The sequence below is a fragment of the Uliginosibacterium sp. H1 genome, from assembly GCF_036017065.1.
In the GTDB taxonomy this organism is placed as follows: Bacteria; Pseudomonadota; Gammaproteobacteria; order Burkholderiales; family Rhodocyclaceae; genus Uliginosibacterium.
In genome coordinates this window covers 341,805-362,852 of record NZ_JAYXHR010000003.1, presented here as the reverse complement: position 1 = coordinate 362,852, position 21,048 = coordinate 341,805, and the positions used below count along the sequence as shown (strand labels likewise).

Below are 21,048 nucleotides of genomic sequence, written 5' to 3'. Positions count from 1 at the left end.
GCCATGATCCAGACAATCCGCCACGCTCTTGCTTCCGTCCGGCGCCAGGCACGCCTCTTGTTGCTGGCATGCGGTCTGATGCTGTGGCTGGGCATCGGCGCCGGCCAGGCACTGGCGGCCTGCAACCAGGGCGCCTGCGTGTCCGCCGGACCGCGGCTGGCCAGCATCGACTCGACCCGCGGCGCCCTGCTCAACGCCCTGCTCGGCAGCCTGCTCAACAGCTCGGTCAACCTGTCGGCGGCGGACTGGACGGCAGTGGCGCAGACCAACGTGAAGCTGGGCCTCTTCCTGAATGCGCTGCAGGCGCAGACCAGCACCGCCAGCCACACCGCCGCACTGGGCGCCAGCACGACGCTGGCGAAGATACTGACCGCGGGCGCCACCGCCGCCACCGCCGACAACGCCACGGCGGCGGCGGCGCTGAACTCGCTGTCCGGGCAGGTCAATGCGCTGAGCGGCACGATCGCGGTCGGGCAGATGCTCAACGTCAGCCTGCCGACCGGCATGCTGGCCGACACGCGGGTCAACCTGCTGGATCTGGTCACCGGCAACATCCAGCTGCTCAACTACCAGAACATGCTGACCACGCCGGCGCCGATCAACCTGACGGGCACTGCGCTGGGCCTCTCCGGCATCCTCAACAGCGTGGCGCTGTACGCGCAGATCATCGAGCCGCCGGTGATGCGCTGTGGCGCCGCAGGGACGACGTTCCACACGGCCGCGGTGCGCATCAAGCTGAACATCGACCTGGTCGACGTGGCGCTCGACGTGTCATCGCTGATCGGCGTCGGCGGCGTGCTCGGCGCCAGTGCATCGCTCGCGCAGATCCAGCTCTACGTGGAAGTGGCGCGCGCCAACGGCACCATCAACACGCTCAACGCCTTGACCAATGCACTGAGCATCCAGGCCTCGCCCGGCGTCGCAGACATCTACCTCGGGCAGGTGTCCGACGCCGTGTTCGCCAGCGACACACCGCTGACGGCAGGGGTGGTGCAGTTCGCCAACATCGGCGCCCTTTCCGTCACCCTGCCAATCGTGGGAACCGTGAACCTCGCCATCCAGGCGAAGAGCAACGCGCACGGCAATTCATCCAGCACGGCGCTGAACTTCAACGGCCCGTGGCCGCAGACCCAGACGGCCAGTACATCGGCATTCTTCGTCTCCAACCTGCTCAGTTCCCTGCTCACCAACCTGCAGTTGCAACTGTCGCCCACGCTGGCCATCGACGCCTTGCTGCTGGCGCCGCTCAAGCCGATCCTGGTCACCGTGCTCAACGGGCCACTGGGCACCTTGCTGAGCAGCCTGGTCGACCCGCTGCTGGGTCTGCTCGGCGTGCAGCTCGGCCAGATGCAGGTGACGGTCACCGGCGCCAGCTACGCCTGCACCCTGTCCGGCTACGCCTACAACGATGCCAATCACAGCGCGGCCCGCGACGGCGGCGAGGCGGGCTGTGGCCAGCCCCTGTGGGCCAAGCTTGTCCCCGCCGCCTCACCCTCCGGCCCGGCGCTGGAGGCGGTGAGCGTGGATGCCGGCAGCGGGCTCTACAGCTTCGCGACCGTCGTCATGGGCAGCTACAACGTGGTGCTCGACACCAACGCCACGCTGGCAGACGTGACGCCGGGCAACCCGGCCGGCTGGCTGGGCACCGAGGCACCGACCGGCATCCGCGGCGTCACCCTGGGGGCGGCCGACCTGCCGGTCCAGAACTTCGGCCTGTTCAACGGCAGCCGGCTCAGCGGCACGGTGTTCAAGGACAACGGCAGCGGTGGCGGCACCGCCAACAACGGCGTGCGCGAGGCCGGCGAAAGCCTGCTTGCCGGGGTGGCCCTGCGCGCGACCGACAACGCGGGCACGACGACGCATGACAGCAGCACCAGCGATGCCGGCGGCAGCTTCACCCTGTGGATTCCGGCCAGCGCTGGCGCCGGCGTGGTGAAGATCGTGGAGACCAACCTGCCCTCCTACACCTCGGTGGGTGGTTCGGCGGGCAACACGGGCGGCAGCTATGCGATTGCGCAGGACACGCTGAGCTTCACCCACAGCGTGGGCAGCCTGTACAGCGGCGTGCTGTTTGCCGATGTGCCGGCGAACGTCTTCAACGAGGACAACCAGCAGACCATCCTGCCCGGCGCGGTGGCCTCCCACCCGCATGACTTCATCGCGGGTTCCGCCGGCCAGGTGAGCCTGAACCTGACTGGCACGGCAACCCCGGCGGGCAGCTGGACGGGCGTGCTGTTCCGCGACAGCAATTGCAACGCCACGCTGGACGCCGGCGAACCGCAGGTCAGTGCCCCCATCGCGGTGGTGGCCGACCAGCGCCTGTGCTTCATCGTGCGGGCCACGGCGCCGACCAACGCGCCCTACAACGCGCAGTACGCCCAGACCCTGGCCGCCAGCTTCAGCTATGCCAACAGCGCGCTGAGCTGGAGCGGCAGCCGCCAGGACCTGACCTTCGTCGGCAATGCCAGCGACGCCGGACTGGTGCTGATCAAGAGCGTCGACAAGGCCACGGCGCAGCCCGGTGAAACACTGGTGTATGTGATCCGCTACGAGAACCGCAGCTCCGGCGTGCTGGGCAACCTGAAGCTGTACGACGCCACCCCCGCCTACACCGTCTTCGCGGCGGCCAGTTGCGGCACGGTGCCCAGCGGCATCAGCAATTGCCAGGTGACGGCCCAGCCTGCCGTCGGTGCCCGTGGTGCGGTGAACTGGACGCTGACCGGCAGCTTGTCGCCAGGGCTGTTCGGCACCGTGACCTACAGCGTAGTCGTGCAGTAGGCGGCTCCATCATGCTGCCGGCCTGCACGACAGCAGCCCGCGCGAAACGCATGCCCCGAAAACAGGAAAGGGTGGCCGAGGCCACCCTTTCCGGGACATCCATGAAACGCCTCAGGCGTGCGCGCTGCGTCCTGCGGTAGCGCGCGTGCGGCGGGCCGGCTTGCGGCGCACGGCCCCCGGGTCGAACTCGCCATCCAGTTCCTTCAACGCGTCCTTGCGGGCCTTCAGTGCCATCTTGAAGGCGCCGTCCTCACCGTACTTCTTCACGGAGAACTTGACGCGCTTGCGACGGCCATCCGGCAGCGGCCAGGAGGCCACCCAGAACCAGCGTTGCTTGTCCTCGGGCAGGTCACGGGTTTCCGATGCGCAGTAGCGGCACACGCCCACCACGCCGGAACGGTTGTTCTTCTTCACGATGTTCGAGTACTCGCGCATCGAGAAGGGCGGATTCTTGTTGATGATCTCGTCACGGAAGGACTTGGCCGCGACGAACGACTTCTGCTTGCCTCCGTAAACCCCGTCGGAAAAATGCTTCCGGTGAATCACCCCGCGACGCTGAATCGTGACCAGCCACCCGTGGGTGCGGCTCACTTCATTGTCTACTCGGCTGATTCCATAAACACTGCCTCGGCTCACGACAGTCCTCCTGCGACATTAGGTTGAGGGCGGCGATAGAGCAGTTTTCGACCGGAATTCACAAAACTTTAGGCTTCGTACCAAAGGCGGTCGGGCGGCATGCACCTTTCGGCATAGGGGCCACCCCTCATCCGGCCTGCCTTGCAAGGGGCCGTCCCCCCGTCTGGCGCTCAAGCTTCCGGCAATCCGGACGGTATTGCCTGCAAGACCTTGGCTTCCACGAAGGTCAGCAGGAGAAACGCATGAAGATCACCGAATCGGCGCTGCAGACTGCCAGCAGTGCCTTGCAATACCAGCGCCGCCAGCAGCGGGAAGCGCTGGAAATCGAAGTCCGCCTGCCCGAACCGGCAGAACAGGTGCGCCTGTCGGACGCCGCCCTGAGCGCCAGTGGCAGTTCGGCCGTGGGCGCCACCGACGAATCCGGCGAGACCATGGACCCACGCCTGGAGATGCTGATCCGCATCGTCGAGGCACTGACCGGCCGCAAGGTCCGGTTCTACGGCGAATCACCCGAGGAGGCCGGCAAGGCCGTGGAGACCAGCGTCTCCGGCAAGGCAGACGCCCCCGCACCGGCTGAGCGTGCGCGCCCGCCCGCAGCGGAGATCACCGTGCGCTACGACTACCACGAGGTGCGCGAGGAGGCGGAGATCGCCAGCTACAGCGCGCGCGGCCAGGTGACGACGGCCGACGGTCGCCGTATCGACTTCGCGCTCGACCTGGAGATGGCCCGTTACGAACGCGAGGAAAGCAGCATCTCGGTGGAGATCGGCACGCCCCGCAAGAAAGACCCGCTGGTACTGAACCTGACCAGCGACCGGGTGCGCCTGGAAGCCGGCCGTTTCGACTTCGACCTCGACGCCGATGGCGAAACCGACTCCATCGCGCGCCTCGGCAGCGGCAGCGCCTTCCTGGCGCTGGACCGCAACGCCAACGGCCAGGTGGACAACGGCCGCGAACTGTTCGGCGCCCTGAGCGGCGACGGCTTCGCCGACCTGGCAGCGCTGGATGACGATGGCAACGGCTGGATCGACGAGAGCGACGCCGCCTTTACGCAGTTGCGCCTGTGGCGCGCCGGCGAGCAGATGGTGTCACTCGCCGAGGCCGGCGTCGGCGCCATCGCGCTGGACCGCCGCGCCACGCCCTTCACGCTGAAGGACAGCAACGGCGCCATCGCCGGCGAAGTGCGCACCACCGGCGTCTTCCTAAACGAAGACGGCAGCGTGGGCACAGTGCAGCAGATCGATCTGGTGGTGTAGCGGGACAGTGGTGGGTTGCTTCGCGAACCCACCCTACGAAGAAGCCCACAACTCAACACGCTTGAGCTCAGATTGGCGCGAAAATCGTAGCGAGCGGGCCGAGGTTGGAACGAGGAGCGGAGACGTACGAACAGTACGTTGAGCACCGGAGTTCCAAGATCGGTTCGCGCAGTAGATTTGCGCGCAAAGCTCAGGAGTCGAGGAGTTGGAGTTCCATGCCGAACGCGGTGATGTTCGCCGCCCTCGCCGCCGTCGCCCCGCCCTTGGACAAGGCGGTTTCGGTTTGCGCCAGCCGCCGGACCAGTGAGGTCACCAGCCGCTTCTGGAAGTGCTCCGAGCATTCTTCCGAAGCCAGCGCCAGCGCCGCGGGCGAAACTTCCAGGTAACGCACCGGGCTCAGGCTCACCACGGTGGCGTGCTGTTTGTGGTCCACCTGGTCCATGTAGGCCGACTCGCCGAAGGTGTCGCCCGGACCCAGGATGACCACCTGCCGGCCACCGATGGACACCTCGACCTGGCCCTCCAGGATGATGCCGAAGCGCTGGTCGGTACCGCCCTCCTTCACCAGCTGGGTCAGCGGCTCGACGACGCGCCACTGCGAGAAGCGCACCACTTCCCAGATCTCGATGTCCTCGAACTCGGTGAAGAACTGCAGCTTGCGGATCTGGCCGAAGCGCGAGCTGTCGGGCACGCGCTCGTTCTCGTCATAGATCTTGAACTGGACCGAGGTGATGTCCTTGGCGAACTCGGCGCCGTTCTTGTAGCGGGAGTAGAGGTCCTTTTCCAGCGCCTTGCGGATCACCACGTCCATCGCTTCCGGCACGTCCGGGTTCAGCTGCGAGGCCGACGGCGGGTCGGTGTTGATGATCTTGTACACCAGCTGCGCCGGGTTCTTGGCGCGGAACGGCAGGCGCCCGGTCAGCATGTGGAACAGCACCACGCCCAGCGAATACAGGTCGGTCTTCTGGTTGAGCGGGTAGCTCTTGATCTGCTCGGGCGACATGTAGGCCGGCGAGCCCACCCCCATGATGAAGGTGGAGTCCATGTCGCTTTTCTTGTGGACGTTCATCGCGAGGCCGAAGTCCGTGATCTTCACGTTGTCGTTCTCGTCGATCAGGATATTGGCCGGCTTGATGTCGCGGTGGACGATGCCCTGGCGGTAGGCGTGGTCCAGCGCCATGGCCACCTTGAAGACGATGCTGGCGCTGCGATGCACGGGCAGCAGCTTCTCGTAGCTGCAGAAATCCTCCAGCGTCTTGCCGGGGAAATACTCCATGACGATGTAGGACTCTTCCTCGCCGATCACCGCCTCGAAGATCTTGATGATGTTCGGGTGCTCGAGCTTGCGCGCCACCGACTCCTCGGCCCGCAACAGCTTGAGCAGGCGGCGGTTCCACTTGGCTTCGTCCTTGCTGCGGTCGCGGAAGGAGATGTGCTTGAGCGCCACCGGCTCGGGATAGAACGGATTCTCCGCGAGGTAGACGGTTGCGGTCGCGCCGCGGCCGATCTCGCGGATGATCTTGTACTTGCCTATGCGCTCTGGTTGGTCGGGCATGTTCCGCGGAGGGCAAACAATGGGGCGGGAAATATGGCAAACAATGTGTCCAGACGATAACCCATCTTAACGCCCGCTGGCGCGGGTTCCGTAGGGATTGCGCGCCGGTGGACTGACAAACGGCGGGATTTTTGCGTAAAGGCTCTTGAAATACATTGCCACGCCCCCAGTTGACCCCGGATTCCCTTGAAAACCGGAGCCTTTCCCCATGCAGGAAAACCCGTCCACCCAGGAAAACTTGGGCACTGCCACCCCGGACACTGAGGCAAGCAATTCCGCCAGCGCCGCGTCCGCACAGGAGGCCGACACCCTGACAAGCCTGGAAGAGCAGATCCGCGCCCTCGAACAGAAGGCCGCCGAACACCACGACGCCTGGCTGCGCGCCAAGGCCGAAGGCGAGAACATCCGCCGCCGCGCTGCAGAAGACGTCATCAAGGCGCAGAAGTTCGCCATCGAGAAGTTCGCCAACGCCCTGCTGCCGGTGAAGGACAGCCTGGAACAGGCGCTGGCCGTCGAGAACGCCACGCTGGAGTCGCTGCGCGAAGGCGCCGACCTGACGCTGAAGAACGTCGTCAAGGCCTTCGAGCAGAGCGGCGTGGAAGAGATCAACCCGGTGGGCGAGAAGTTCGATCCGCACAAGCACCAGGCCATCTCGGCCCTGCCCTCGGACCAGCCCGCCAACACCGTCGTGCAGGTGTTCCAGAAGGGCTACCAGCTCGAAGGCCGCGTGCTGCGCCCTGCCCTGGTGGCGGTGGCACAGCCGGCGTGACGCTCGTCCGGCCGGCTTGAAAACGCCGGCTACGGCCCCATTTGCGAAGCATCAGCGGGATTGAAGGATTTCCGCGAGAAGAATCCCCCGAATCGAATTTGAAAGGACTACGACATGGCAAAGATCATCGGCATCGACCTGGGCACCACCAATAGCTGTATCGCCATCATGGAAGGCGGCAGCCCCAAGGTCGTCGAGAACAGCGAAGGCGCGCGCACCACCCCGTCCATCGTTGCCTACATGGAAGACGGCGAAGTGCTGGTCGGCGCACCGGCCAAGCGCCAGGCCGTCACCAACGCCAAGAACACCCTGTACGCCGTGAAGCGCCTGATCGGTCGCCGCTTCGACGAGAAGGAAGTGCAGAAGGACATCAACATGATGCCCTACACCATCACCAAGGCCGACAACGGTGACGCCTGGGTGGAAGTGCGTGGCAAGAAGATGGCCCCGCCGCAGATTTCCGCCGACGTGCTGCGCAAGATGAAGAAGACCGCCGAAGACTACCTGGGTGAAGAAGTCACCGAGGCGGTCATCACCGTGCCGGCCTACTTCAACGACAGCCAGCGCCAGGCCACCAAGGACGCCGGCCGCATCGCCGGCCTGGACGTCAAGCGCATCATCAACGAGCCGACCGCCGCCGCACTGGCCTTCGGCCTGGACAAGGTGGGCAAGGCCGACCAGAAGATCGCCGTGTTCGACCTCGGCGGCGGCACCTTCGACATCTCGGTGATCGAGATCGCCGACGTCGACGGTGACAAGCAGTTCGAAGTGCTGGCCACCAACGGTGACACCTTCCTGGGTGGCGAGGACTTCGACCAGCGCCTGATCGACTACATCGTCGAGGAGTTCAAGAAGATCAACGGCATCGACCTGTCGAAGGACGCCATCGCCCTGCAACGCATCAAGGCTGCAGCCGAACGCGCCAAGATCGAGCTGTCGTCCTCGCAACAGACCGAGATCAACGAGCCCTACATCACCATGGCCAACGGCGCCCCGGCGCACTTGACCATGAAGATCACCCGCGCCAAGTTCGAGTCGCTGGTGGACGAGCTGATCGAGCGCACCATCGAGCCCTGCCGCAAGGCCCTGAAGGACGCCGGCCTGAAGGTCTCGGACATCGACGACGTGATCCTCGTCGGCGGCCAGACCCGCATGCCCAAGGTGCAGGAGAAGGTGAAGGAGTTCTTCGGCAAGGAAGCCCGCAAGGACGTGAACCCGGACGAAGCCGTCGCGGTTGGCGCAGCCATCCAGGGCGGCGTGCTGAAGGGCGACGTGAAGGACGTGCTGCTGCTGGACGTGTCGCCGCTGTCGCTGGGTATCGAAACCCTCGGTGGCGTCATGACCCCGATGATCAAGCGCAACACCACGATCCCGACCAAGCATGCACAGGTCTTTTCGACGGCCGACGACAACCAGCCCGCGGTGACCATCAAGGTCTACCAGGGTGAGCGCGAGATGGCCGCCGGCAACAAGATGCTGGGTGAATTCAACCTGGAAGGTATCGCGCCTGCCCCGCGCGGCATGCCGCAGATCGAGGTCACCTTCGACATCGACGCCAACGGCATCCTGCACGTGAAGGCCGCCGACAAGGCGACCGGCAAGGAGAACAAGATCACCATCAAGGCGAACTCGGGTCTCTCCGAAGACGAAGTGCAACGCATGGTGCGCGACGCCGAGGCGAACGCCGAGGAAGACAAGCGCCTGCACGAGCTGGTCGACGCCCGCAACCAGGCGGACGCGCTGATCCACACCACGAAGAAGGCGCTCTCCGAGCACGGCGACAAGGTCAGCGAGGAAGAGAAGGGCAAGATTGAAGCCGCGTTGAAGGATGCCGAGGAAGCCATCAAGGGCAACGACAAGGCCGACATCGAAGCCAAGGCACAGGCCCTGGCACTGGCCAGCCAGAAGCTGGGCGAAGCGATGTACGCGCAGCAGGCCGCCGCAGGCGGTGACGCAGCGGCCGCCGGTGCTGGCGCCGACGCGAAGCCGGGCGATGACAACATCGTGGATGCCGAGTTCACCGAAGTGAATGACAAGAAGTGAAACGTGAAAGGTGACAAGTGAAACGGGGACATCGCGACCTGCGCGTGTGGCAAGAATCCATCGTGCTGGTGGAGTTGATCTACCGTTTCACTGAAGCCTTTCCGAAGTCAGAACAATTCGGGCTAATCAGCCAGATGAAGCGGGCATCGGTATCGGTGCCCGCAAACATTTCTGAAGGCTGCGCCCGCAACGGCACCAAAGAACTACTGCACTTCCTGAGTATTGCGTCCGGGTCACTTTCAGAACTGGATACCTTGGTGGAAATATCGATAAGACTGGGGTTGGGAAATAACACGGAGTCGATAAAGCTCAAGATCGACGAAGTATCTGCCCTGCTGCTGGCGTTAGCGAAAAGCCTGCGGCAACGGGCGACGTCCTGACGTTTCACATTTCACATTTCACTTTTCACCCCTATGGCCAAGCGGGATTACTACGAAGTGCTGGGCGTCAATCGCGACGCCAGCGACGATGACATCAAGAAGGCCTATCGCAAGCTCGCGATGAAGTTCCACCCGGACCGCAATCCGGACAGCAAGGAAGCCGAGGACAAATTCAAGGAGGTCAAGGAGGCCTACGAGATGCTGTCCGACGACCAGAAGCGCGCGGCCTACGACCGCTATGGTCACGCCGGCGTCGACCCGAACGCGGGCGGTCACGGCGGCCCGGGCGGCGCGGATTTCGGCGATTTCGCCGGCGCTTTCGGCGGCATCTTCGACGAGATCTTCGGTGGCCGCGCTGGTGGCGGCGGAGGTGGCGGGCAGCGCGTCTACCGCGGTGCCGACCTGCGCTACAACATGGAAATCTCGCTCGAAGAAGCGGCGCGCGGCGTCGAGAAGACCATCCGCATCCCGGTCATGGAGGAATGCGAGACCTGCCACGGCAGCGGCGCCAAGCCCGGCACCCAGCCGAAGACCTGCGGCACCTGCGGCGGTCGCGGCCAGGTGCGCATCCAGCAAGGCTTCTTCTCGATCCAGCAGACCTGTCCGAAGTGCCAGGGCTCGGGCCACATCATCAGCGACCCCTGCGGCACCTGCCACGGCGCCGGCCGTACCAAGAAGCAGAAGACGCTGGAAGTGAAGATCCCCGCCGGCATCGACGACGGCATGCGCCTGCGCCACGCCGGTTTCGGCGAGGCGGGGGTGAACGGCGGGCCTGCGGGCGACCTGTTCGTCGAGATCCACATCAAGCAGCACGCGGTGTTCCAGCGCGACAACGACGACCTGCATTGCGAGATGCCGATCGGCTTCGCCACTGCGGCGCTGGGCGGCGAGGTGCAGATCCCGACGCTGGACGGCATGGCGGCCATCAAGATTCCGGCCGAGACGCAGAGCGGCAAGGTGTTCCGCCTGCGTGGCAAGGGCATCAAGAACGTGCGCTCCGGCCACTTCGGCGACCTGCACTGCCACGTCGTCGTGGAGACGCCGGTCAACCTCACGTCGCGACAGAAGGAGCTGCTGCGCGAATTCGAGGAGATCGGCCGCGGCGAAGGCTCGCAGAACCCGCGCGAAAAATCCTGGATGGACAAGGTGCGGGATTTTTTCGATTGATCGTCTTCGGTTGATCGCCGTCAGGGCGCCGCCGACCCGCCATACCGCTTATGGCGCGGCCGCAATCTGGCGGCCACACGCAGGCGCTAGAATCATCCTCTCGGGCCGTCCATCGTCGGACGGCCCGTTTCTTTTCCGCATCACCCGCGCAGCATGAACCCTCCGTTGTCCGAAGCCCGCGAGCGGGCCCTCCTCATCATCCTGATGCTGGTCCAGCTCACCGTCATCGTGGATTTCATGATCATGATGCCGCTGTCCTCCATCCTGATGGGCGAGCTGCGCATCGACACCACGGCCTTCGGCCTGCTGGTCTCGGCCTACTCGTTCGCTGCCGGCGCGTCCTCGTTGCTGGCCGCGTCGCTGGCGGACCGCTTCGACCGGCGCACCGCGCTGCTTGCCACCTACGTCGGCCTCACGGTCGCGACGCTGGGCTGTGCACTGGCGCAGGGCTACCATATGATGCTGGTGGCCCGCGCGGTGGCGGGCCTGTTCGGCGGCGTGCTGGGCTCGATCACCCTTTCCATCGTCGGCGACGTGATTCCGCCGGCACGGCGCGGCCGCGCGATGGGCCTGGTGATGCTGGGCTTCTCGCTGGCGACGGTAGCCGGCGTCCCGCTCGGGCTGATCGTCGCCAATCACCTGGGCTGGCGCGCTCCGTTCGTGGTGCTCGCGGTGCTCTGCGCGCTCGTATGGGTCGTGGCCGCGCGCGTGGTGCCGCATGTGCGCGGACATCTGTCGGCCGCGCCGACCGGCTTCTTCGCGAGCTACGCCGAGTTGCTGCGCGAGCGCAACCACCTGTGGTCCCTGGCCATGTCCGCGACGGTGATGTTCAGCGGCTTCCTGATCATTCCGTACATCGCGCCGTCGATGGTCGCCAACATCGGGCTGGCGCCCGTCGACCTCATCTGGATCTACCTCGCCGGGGGGGCGGCCACGCTGGTGACCCGGCCATGGATCGGCCAGCAGACCGACCGCCATCGTCACGCGCATGTGCTGTCGCTGCTGGCGCTCGCCAGCCTGCTGCCGATCAACATCGTGGCGAACACCCTGCAGCTGGGCCTGCCGTGGCAGATCGCCATCTCGGTGCTGTTCTTCGTGCTGGTGTCCGGCCGCTTCATCCCGGCCTCCGCACTGGCCACCGGTGCGACACGCCCGGCCTTGCGTGGCCGTCTGATGGCTGCCACGTCGGCCGCGCAGAACCTCGCCTCGGGATCGGCCGCCCTCGTGGCCGGCGCGATGATGAGCAGCGGCCCGCAGGGCGAGCTGATCGGCTTCCCCGTGGTCGGCCTGCTGAGCACTGCCGGCACCATGCTGGCGATCTGGCTGGCGTACCGCGTACGTGCCGTGTCGTGAACGCCGCCTGAAGCCGTGCCGGGGCCGGCATCGGTCGTGCCGCATGGCCGCAAACCGCCAGTAGCCATTCCCACAAATCCTGCGTATAACTAACGGGAAAGTTCGTCCCAACACGAATGACAAAGCATTGACGAAGTTCGCCGCGCCCCGAGGCACGACCGCAGCCTGAACAGGCGGAGATGCAAAGGGCATCAGTTTTCTGAACGCGCGCCTGACATGACGCCGGCAACCCGGCGGCAGACGCGCCCACGGAATGCAGGAGTCGCCAATGGGCCCGGGTTCTTCCGCTTTCTCACGCTTGCCGACCACACACGCCTGGTGGCCTGGCGTGTTCCGCCAGCTGTTCGCCATCCTGGCAATCTGCGTCGGCTGCAGTGCCTACGCCCAGCAAACCGGCAACCCACCGGCAAGCAGTTCCCCGACGTTCTCCGATGCCCAGCTCGACCAGATGCTGGCGCCGATCGCCCTCTACCCGGATGCGCTGCTGTCGCAGGTCCTGATGGCCTCGACCTACCCCGCCGACGTGAAGGCCGCGGTCGAATGGTCCAAGGCGCATCCCGACGACAAGGGTGACGCCGCCGTGAAGAAGGTGGAAAACGAATCCTGGGAACCGTCGGTGCAGTCGCTGGTGGCCTTTCCGCAAGTCCTGTCGATGATGGGCGCCAAGCCCGACGACGTGCAGAACCTGGGCGACGCCTTCCTGGCCGATCCGGGCCGCGTCATGGACCGCGTGCAGTTCCTGCGCAAGAAGGCGGAGGAAGCCGGCAACCTGAAATCGAACGAACACCAGAAAGTCTCCACGCAGACCGAGGGCAGCAATCAGGTCATCGTCGTCGAACCCGCCCAGCCGCAAAGCGTGTACGTGCCGGTGTACCAGCCCACCGTGGTGTACGGCTCGTGGTGGTGGCCCAGCTACCCGCCGTATTACTGGCCGCCACCCCCCTACTACTACCCCACCGGCGGCTTCGTCGCCGGCATGGTGTGGGGGGCCGCCATCGTCGGCATCAGCAACGGCCTGTGGGGTGGCTTCAACTGGGGCCATGGCGACGTGAACATCAACGTCAACAAGTTCAACAACATCAACGTCAACAAGAAGCTGGACATCGGCAACACCGGCTTCAAGCACAACCCGGAGCGTCGCGGCAACGTGCCGTATCGCGACCAGCGCAGCCGGGAGCAGTTCGGCAACAAGGGCCCGGCCGGTCGTGACAGCCGCGAGGCCTATCGCGGCAAGGATGGCCGCGACGACCAGCGTGCCCGCGCCAACGACGCCCTGCAGCAACGCGGCTTCGAACCGGCCGCCACGCGCGACCATCCGCGTGATGCCAGCCGGGACCGCGCCGGCGAACGGCCTGGTGCGTCCGACCGCGCAGCAGGTGGCGGTGACCGCCTCGGCGGGGGTGGCGACCGCTTCGACTCGGGCCGTGGCGACTCGGGTGGTTTCGACCGCGGCTCGGGCGGCTCCCGCGACAACGCGCTATCGCATATCGGCGACCACAATTCCCGCGCGGCTTCCGACCGCGGACAGGCCGCACGCAATTCGATGTCACAGCACGGCGGTGGCGGCTTCGGCGGCGCTCACGGCGGCGGGGGTGCTCGCAGCGGTGGCTTCGGCGGAGGTGGCGCGCGCGGCGGTGGTGGTGGCGGACGCAGGCGTTGAGGGAGATGACGATGAAGCATCCGGTTTGCATGCAGCGGCTGCTGGTCGCCGCTCTGTCCATGCTGTGCGCGCTGACCAGCGCACAGGCCCTGGCACAAGCCAGCTACCCCAGCCCCGAGGCGGCCACCGACGCGCTGGTTGGCGCATTGGCCACCCACGATGATGCGGCGTTGGGACACGTCCTCGGCAAGGACTGGCAGCGCCTGTTGCCCACGCCCAGCCGTGGCGGCACCGCCCGCACACTCTTCCTCGAGAAAGCCGCGCAGTCGCGCAAGGTCGTGCAGGCCGAGGGCCGCGGCACCGTCGTCGTCGGGCGTGACGAATGGGCCCTGCCCATCCCGCTGGTCCGCGCCGGAGACGGCTGGCGCTTCGACCCTGTCGCCGCCCGCAAGGAAATTGCCACCCGCCGCATCGGCGCCAACGAACTGGCCGCGATGCAGGCCTCGCTGGCCTATGTCGACGCCCAGCTCGAGTACGCCGCGCAGGATCGCAACGGCGACGGCGTGCTGGAGTACGCACGCAAGCTGCTGAGCACGCCGGGCAAGCGCGACGGCCTGATCTGGGCCGCCGCCCAAGGCAACGACAGCCCGCTCGGGGAGGCATTCCTGCCGCGGCAACAAGGCGCCGGCTACCACGGCTATCGATTCAGGATCCTGGAAGCCCAGGGTGCGGCCGCCCCGGGCGGAGCCCGCAGCTACCTCATCGGCAAGCGTCTGCTCAGCGGCTTCGCACTGGTCGCCTGGCCGGTGCAGTACGGCGTCACCGGCGTGATGAGCTTCATCGTGAACCAGGACGGCGTGGTGTACGAGCGCGACCTCGGCCCGTCGACCGGACGCGTCGCCACGGCGATGACCCGCTTCGATCCCGACAAGTCCTGGCAGCGCATCGAACCCTGACCCTGGCCCCCGGGCCGCGACACGCGGCACGGAAGCCGCGCGGCTGAGCGACCGGCCGCCATGCAGGCCGATGACACCTGCGTGCCCGTGCTGGCGAGGGAAGTCCCACTGCGTCCGCACGCGACGCTGTGCTAGCGTGTAGCGTCTCCGCGGCACAGGAAAACCCATGTTCGACGCCCTCATCACCGGCACCGGCGTGCATTCGCCCGCCGAACGCATCACCAACGAAGAGCTGGTGGTCGCCTTCAACGACTACGTGGCGCGCCACAACGCCGCCCACGCAGACGCCATCGCCGGTGGTACGGTCACGGCCCTGCAACCGTCCAGCGCCGAGTTCATCGAAAAGGCATCCGGTATCCGCCAGCGCTTCGTTGCCGACAAGAGCGGCCTGTTGGACCCCGCGAGGATGTTTCCGCGCATCGCCGCGCGCGCGGACGACGCGCTGTCACTGCAGGCCGAATTCGCAGTTGCCGCCGCCCGGCAGGCCCTGGCACAGGCCGGCCGCGAAGGCAGCGAGGTGGACGCCGTGCTGTGCGCCTGCTCCGCCCACCAGCGGATGTACCCGGCGATGGCGGTGGAAATCCAGCACGCGCTGGGCGCCGGCGGCCATGCCTTCGACATGAACGTGGCCTGCTCCTCCGCCACCTTCGCGCTGGAGTACGCGACCAACGCGGTGCGCGCGGGCAGCGCGCGCTGCGTGCTGATCGTCAATCCCGAGATCACCTCCCCCCACCTGGAATGGCGCGACCGCGACTGCCATTTCATCTTCGGCGACGTCGCCACCGCGATCCTGGTCGAACGCGACGAAGGCCAAGCCAGCGGCTGGCAGGTACTCGGCACGAAGCTCGCCACCCAGTTCTCGAACAACATCCGCAACAACTTCGGTTTCCTGAACCGCAGCGAGGACGGCGACCCCGCCGCGCGCGACAAGCTGTTCCGGCAGGAAGGCCGCAAGGTCTTCAAGGAAGTGGTGCCGATTGCCGCCGCGCATATCGAGAACCACCTCGCCAGCCTGGCGCTGCAAGCCGGCGACGTGCGCCGCTTCTGGCTGCACCAGGCCAACATCGGCATGAACCAGTTGATCGGCAAACGCCTGCTGGGCCGGGATGCGACGATGGACGAGTCCCCGGTCATCCTCGACCGCTACGCCAACACTGCCTCCGCCGGCTCGGTCATCGCCTTCCACGAGCATCGCAGCGATCTGGCGGGTGGCGACGTCGGCGTCATCTGCTCCTTCGGGGCCGGTTATTCGGTGGGCAGCGCCGTCCTGAGAAAGAGATAGCCCCCCACGCCATCGGCTCAATTGCGCCGACAACAAAACAAACACAGGTTTTTTTGCGCCGCAACACATAAGGTGCACTAGCGGCGGGATTCGTGCGTCATGCCTTGTGGCGGATCGCCCCCGCCGCGCCATAACCCCTGCAAACCAAGCCATTCCCGCTTCGACCCCACAGAAGACATCTAGGCCTTTAGTAAGAGCACGGCTGCTGCGTACGCACATCGAATCTATATTTTTTTGTTTGTCGTACTTTCTAAGTGCAGACCATTAGCATCCCCTCCGCTTTTCCGTAGCCCCTGACCGGAAGCAGGCATCCCCCAGCCGCAACAGACGGCACGAGCGTCCCGCAGAGAACGCCTCGCCTGCCCCCACCCGGATCCGGTGGCTACAGACGTTCACCAGAGGAGGATGTATGAGACCGAAGTCACTGGTCCGCGGCACGATGCTCGCGGCCCTTCTGCCGTTCCTGGTTGCCTGCGGAGGTGGTAGCGATCCAGCGCCTGCCACTGGCGGCGGCGCCACGGGTTCCAGTTCCAGTTCCGGCGGCGTCGCTGCGTCGAGTTCAAGCTCCTCCGGGGCGGGCTCCTCGAGCTCCTCGTCCTCTTCGTCCTCGTCGGGTGGCGTGACCTTCACCTGCTCCGGAACCGAATGGTTCTGCGAGGACTTCCAGTCTGGCACGTCGGCCAAGTGGACCACGCTGCCCAGCGGTGGCGCCACGTCCATCGGCACCGCCAACGGCACGATCAGCTTCCCGCAGGACGGCACCAACACCTCCTTCCAGTACGACGCCGGCAGCAGCAAGGGGGTCGTGGCGGTCGTGACCGATGCCGCCTTCACCGGCGTGACCGGCCGCGCCACCGCCGACTACTACGTCGAAGCGCGCATCAAGCCGATCAACAATTCCACCACCAACAAGTACATCTGCCTGCTGGGTCGCTACGTCGACCCGAACAACTGGAACGGCGGCTGCCTGAACGTGCAGAACAGCGCCAGTTCCAAGGTGGAGTTCCACAAGGCCACGACGGCTGGCGGCTGGAACCGCACCAAGCAGTTCTCGCCCAACCGCGTGATCCTCAACGACGTCTGGTACAAGCTGCGCCTGGAAATGGTCGGCTCCAGCATGACGCTGTACATCGACGACGAACTGGTCGGCACCCAGGTGGATACCAGCAACAGCGCAGCCGGCAAGATCGGCATCTGGCTGGACAACCGTTCCTTCGCCATCGATGACATCGTGGTGGGAGATGCCACCATCAAGCCGGTGCTGCTGTCGGTCTCGCCGAACACCACCTGGATCGCGGAGGTCGGCGACGCCGATCGCAGCATCGCGGTCACGGCGACCAAGTCCGACACCACGGTGGACACTTATACCGCCGTGTCGAGCAATCCCTCGGTCATCGCCGTCACCAATACGCCGAACGCCACCGGCGGCACCACGGTGCTGAAGGCAGTGGGCGCAGGCTCGGCCACGGTCACCTTCACCAGCGGCTCCAAGGCCTCGCTGACCAAGTCCGTGAGCGCCACCATCTCGCCGGCCTTCGTGATGCCGACGGCGACCTACTCCGGCTTTGCCGGCAAGACGGTTCCCGCCGCAGCCAGCACGGGCGCCTATGTGGACGAGACGCTGGCACTGACCTTCGACAGCCCGCCCACCATCGGCAGCAATGGTTCGGTGCGGATCTTCAAGTCCAGCGACGACAGCCTGGTGGACACCATCAAGCTGACCGGCGAAGCCAACACCATCGGCCCGGCCGTCGGCAACTACTACCGTGGTGTCGCCACCCCGCTGGTGCGCGTGTCCGGCAACAAGCTGCTGGTGCGTCCGCACATGAACAAGCTGGCGTACAACACGCAGTACTACGTGGCAGTGGCCGGCGACGTGGTGACCAACAGCGTGACCCTGAACGGCACGGCCTTCACCGGCGTCGGCAAGACCACCGGCTGGAGCTTCACCACCCGCGCAGCACCGACGGCCGGCCTCGCCACCGTCCTGGTGGATGACGACGGCAGCAGCGCGGATTTCCGCAGCGTGCAGGGTGCGCTCAACTACGTGATGGCCAACGGTGCGCCCGCAACGGCCGCCACCATCAACGTGAACGACGGCACCTACAACGAACTGCTGTACCTGCGCGGTCGCGACAACGTCACGATCCGTGGCCAGAGCCGCAGCGGCACCGTCATCGCGGCGGAGAACTACGACTCGCGCAACACCGGTTCGGGTGCCGGCAGCACGACGGCAACGGTCACCGCCGGCGGTGGTCGTTCGCTGTTCCTGATCGAGGACGCCGACCTGCTGACGCTGGACACCCTGACGATGGAGAACACCCACCTCAAGGTGATCGGTGTGGCCGGCCAGGCCGAGGTGCTGTACTACAACAGTGCAGCCAAGCGCCTGGTCGCCAAGAACGCCAACTTCATCAGCCGGCAGGACACGATCCAGACCAACGGCTTCGCCTGGTTCTACAACACGCTGATCGCCGGTGACGTGGACTTCATCTGGGGCAGCGCCAAGGCTGCACTGTTCGAGAACAGCGAGATCCGCACCCGCGTGGATTCCACCGATGCGCTCAAGGGTGGCTACATCATCCAGGCGCGCGTGGCCTCCGCCAGCGACAAGGGTTACGTGTTCCTCAACAGCTCGCTGACCCGCGAGCCGGCGGTGCCGGACGGCGCCACCGTGCTGGGCCGCAGCGCCGGCAACGGCAGCTTCGACAACGTCACCTACGTGAACGTGAAGATGGATGCCCACATCGCCGCCGCCGGCTGGCAACCCACCAGCCCGGTGCCCAACCCGGGTACGGCAACCGCCACGAGCGGCTGGAAGGAGTACGGCAGCACCAAGCTGGACAACTCCCCGCTCGACATCAGCGGTCGCTCCACCGTGGCACGTACGCTGAACACGGGGGAAGCCACGGCGTTCGACACGCGCGCAGCGGTGTTCTCGGCCTTCAATTCAGGCGCGGGCTGGAATCCCACGCCCTGAGCGACTGTCCGGCAGCCAGCTTCGCGCTGCGTGCGCGAAGCAAGGTGTAACAAACGAAACGGGGTGGCTGCTGCCACCCCGTTTTCTTTGGTGCCGACGCCTCAGCCCCGCCGCGCCTCGTTTGCACCCGCATCCCGCCAGGCAGCCTGACGGCTCCTGATCGCCAGATTCCCGGTTTTCGGGGTGCCCCTGCGGTCGATCCGTATCAAGCCGGCCAGCGCCCGGCCGATAGCCGCGGTATCGAGTCCACTGGAATGCCGCAGGGCAGGTCGCCCCCGGCATTGATGCCGTCATGATCGTCGCCCCCAGCCATTCTCCGCACAAGCAGGCAAGCGCGTGGATCGCGCTCGGCCTGTGGCTGCTCGCGTCGCTGGGCGCCCTGCTCTATTTCGAGTTCGACGCCCTGCGCGCCGGCATCCTTTGCATCGGCGGTTGAAGCCGCCCCGTCGCATCCAACCTTCAGCGAGGTAACCGCCATGTCCGCCCAGAACGATGCCCTGCAATCCTTCCGCGCCCGCGCCGATCGCTTGCTTGCCAACGTGCTGATCGCCCACCTGCTGGTCTGCCTGGGCGTCGCGGCCTATACCGGCGAGTGGCTGCCCGCGCTGCTGGTGGGCTTGCCCGCCGCGCTGCTGCCATTCGCGCTGTCGCGCAGCCTGCCGGGACAACTGGTGTCGCGCATCGCCGTGGCCTGCGCCTTCATGATCTTCTCGGCGCTCCTCATCCACCAGTCGCATGGCATGCTGGAGGCGCACTTCGGCATCTTCGTGTTGCTGGCTTTCCTGCTGCTGTACTGCGACTGGCGCCCGTTGCTCGCCGCCGCCGCGGTGATCGCCGTGCATCACCTCGGCTTCCATTTCCTGCAGGCCGGCGGTGCCGGCGTGTATGTGTTTCCGCAGACGGGCAGCCTCAACATCGTGCTGGTCCACGCGCTGTACGTGGTGCTGGAAACCGCGCTGCTGTGCTTCATGGCCGCCATGCTGCGGCAGATGGTGCTGGATGGCGCCGAGGTGTCGCGCTTCGCGGAACGGGTGGCCGAAGGCCGGCTGGACTACCCCTTCGCAGCGGAGCGCGTCGCGGCCAGCCCGGTCATCGCGGCGGTGAGCCGGATGCAGACGCAACTCGGCGATTCGATCGCTGCCGTGCGCCAGGGCGCGGACAGCCTCGCGCAACTGGTTGCACGCCTCAACCGCACGGCGGACGGCATCGCCCACGGCGCCTCGGAACAAAGCAGTTCCACCGCCTCCATGGCCAGCGCCGTGCAGGAGATGACCACCTCCATCGCGCACATCAGCGACAGCGCGCAGAACGCGCACGAACTGGCCGAGGGCTCGCACCGCTCCGCCATGACCGGCAGCGAGGTCGTCCGTGCCGCGGTCCAGGAAATGGCCGGCATCGCGGACACCATCAGCCAGGCCTCGCATCGCGTGGAAGAACTCGGCGAGAAGTCGGAGCGCGCCGCGCAGATCGTGAACATCATCAAGGAGATCGCCGACCAGACCAACCTGCTGGCGCTCAACGCCGCCATCGAGGCCGCGCGCGCCGGCGAAACCGGCCGCGGCTTCGCGGTGGTGGCCGACGAGGTGCGCAAGCTGGCCGAGCGCACCACCAGCGCCACCAGCGAGATCGGCGTGATGATGGCCGACATGCGCAGCGCCAAGGAATCGGTGCTGAGCACCATCAGCGACGCCGTGTCGCGCGTCGAGCAAGGCGTGGCGCATGCCGGTAGCGCCGGCGAATCCATCGACGCCATCACCACCCAGGCGAACAGGGTGGGCGGCGTGGTGGAAGACATCTCCCAGGCGCTGCACGAGCAGTCCACCGCGGCCGAGGAGATTGCCCGCCACGTCGAGCAGATCGCCCGCATGGCCGATGAGACTTCGGCGACGACGCGCGAGATCGCGCAGGAGGCCGAGGGCGTGGACCAGATCGCCCGCGAGCTGAAGGAGTCGCTGGGCCGCTTCCAGCTCTAGGGGCCATTCACAGTAGCGCGCCGGTCGCCAAGCCCGGAGGGTTGGGCTGCACGGCCCCCGCTACCTTGTTGCGCAGCTCGACGAGATGGCCCGCTATTGCCTTCACCGCGCGTAGCGTAGCGCGAGCCATATAGCCCGACGCGATCCGCCACGCTACTGTGAGCGGGCTATGGCGAGCTGCCTGCGGTCGTCGCCAGCGACGACCGCAGCACGCATCAGCCAATCAACCGCCGCGACGGCCCGTCTTCGGCGGACCACCAAAAGGCTTGCCGTCGGATTTGCCGCCGAACTTGCGGCCATCCTGCTTCGGCCCGGACTTG

General features: G+C 66.2%; 15 protein-coding genes. 13 read left to right on the top strand and 2 right to left on the bottom strand.

Annotated features, from left to right (window positions below; all coding sequences use genetic code 11):
* Positions 1–3 precede the first annotated feature (3 nt).
* A complete protein-coding gene (locus tag VVD47_RS18295) occupies positions 4–2,778 on the top strand; it encodes a hypothetical protein (protein WP_327604952.1) in 2,775 nt (924 codons plus the stop codon).
* Between the two features lie 111 nt (positions 2,779–2,889).
* Here the strand turns inward: VVD47_RS18295 and VVD47_RS18290 are convergent, their stop codons facing one another.
* Positions 2,890–3,369 (bottom strand): AP2 domain-containing protein, encoded by a 480-nt coding sequence (locus tag VVD47_RS18290; RefSeq protein WP_327604951.1) that lies wholly within the window; start codon positions 3,367–3,369, stop codon positions 2,890–2,892.
* 287 nt (positions 3,370–3,656) lie between these two features.
* On the opposite strand from VVD47_RS18290, the gene VVD47_RS18285 reads away from it, so the two are divergent.
* A complete protein-coding gene (locus VVD47_RS18285) occupies positions 3,657–4,670 on the top strand; it encodes a VCBS repeat-containing protein (protein WP_327604950.1) in 1,014 nt (337 codons plus the stop codon).
* Positions 4,671–4,860: 190 nt separating this feature from the next.
* Here VVD47_RS18285 and VVD47_RS18280 read toward each other — a convergent pair whose 3' ends face one another.
* On the bottom strand, positions 4,861–6,225 hold the full coding sequence (locus VVD47_RS18280; RefSeq protein ID WP_327604949.1) for a serine/threonine-protein kinase: 1,365 nt from the start codon (positions 6,223–6,225) through the stop codon (positions 4,861–4,863).
* 208 nt (positions 6,226–6,433) lie between these two features.
* Here VVD47_RS18280 and grpE point away from each other — a divergent pair, with 208 nt between their 5' ends.
* From grpE to VVD47_RS18225, 11 genes are all read left to right on the top strand, one after another.
* Complete coding sequence (grpE, locus tag VVD47_RS18275) at positions 6,434–6,994, top strand: nucleotide exchange factor GrpE (RefSeq protein WP_327604948.1); 561 nt, start codon at positions 6,434–6,436, stop codon at positions 6,992–6,994.
* A gap of 114 nt (positions 6,995–7,108) precedes the next feature.
* Positions 7,109–9,037 (top strand): molecular chaperone DnaK, encoded by a 1,929-nt coding sequence (dnaK, locus tag VVD47_RS18270; protein WP_327604947.1) that lies wholly within the window; start codon positions 7,109–7,111, stop codon positions 9,035–9,037.
* 17 nt (positions 9,038–9,054) lie between these two features.
* Positions 9,055–9,417 (top strand): four helix bundle protein, encoded by a 363-nt coding sequence (locus tag VVD47_RS18265; RefSeq protein ID WP_327604946.1) that lies wholly within the window; start codon positions 9,055–9,057, stop codon positions 9,415–9,417.
* A 33-nt stretch (positions 9,418–9,450) separates the two neighbouring features.
* On the top strand, positions 9,451–10,584 hold the full coding sequence (dnaJ, locus tag VVD47_RS18260) for a molecular chaperone DnaJ (RefSeq protein WP_327604945.1): 1,134 nt from the start codon (positions 9,451–9,453) through the stop codon (positions 10,582–10,584).
* A gap of 153 nt (positions 10,585–10,737) precedes the next feature.
* On the top strand, positions 10,738–11,937 hold the full coding sequence (locus VVD47_RS18255; protein WP_327604944.1) for an MFS transporter: 1,200 nt from the start codon (positions 10,738–10,740) through the stop codon (positions 11,935–11,937).
* Between the two features lie 298 nt (positions 11,938–12,235).
* On the top strand, positions 12,236–13,597 hold the full coding sequence (locus tag VVD47_RS18250; protein ID WP_327604943.1) for a DUF3300 domain-containing protein: 1,362 nt from the start codon (positions 12,236–12,238) through the stop codon (positions 13,595–13,597).
* A gap of 11 nt (positions 13,598–13,608) precedes the next feature.
* The gene (locus VVD47_RS18245; RefSeq protein WP_327604942.1) at positions 13,609–14,493 is read left to right on the top strand and encodes a DUF2950 domain-containing protein; all 885 of its coding nucleotides are present in this window, start codon (positions 13,609–13,611) and stop codon (positions 14,491–14,493) included.
* Between the two features lie 166 nt (positions 14,494–14,659).
* Positions 14,660–15,775: a beta-ketoacyl-ACP synthase III gene (locus VVD47_RS18240; RefSeq protein WP_327604941.1), complete on the top strand. Its 1,116-nt coding sequence runs from the start codon at positions 14,660–14,662 to the stop codon at positions 15,773–15,775.
* A gap of 409 nt (positions 15,776–16,184) precedes the next feature.
* Complete coding sequence (locus VVD47_RS18235) at positions 16,185–18,755, top strand: pectinesterase family protein (protein ID WP_327604940.1); 2,571 nt, start codon at positions 16,185–16,187, stop codon at positions 18,753–18,755.
* Positions 18,756–19,047: 292 nt separating this feature from the next.
* Positions 19,048–19,191 (top strand): hypothetical protein, encoded by a 144-nt coding sequence (locus VVD47_RS18230; protein WP_327604939.1) that lies wholly within the window; start codon positions 19,048–19,050, stop codon positions 19,189–19,191.
* A gap of 40 nt (positions 19,192–19,231) precedes the next feature.
* Positions 19,232–20,728, top strand: coding sequence for a methyl-accepting chemotaxis protein (locus VVD47_RS18225; RefSeq protein ID WP_327604938.1), 1,497 nt, complete (start codon positions 19,232–19,234; stop codon positions 20,726–20,728).
* Positions 20,729–21,048 lie beyond the last annotated feature (320 nt).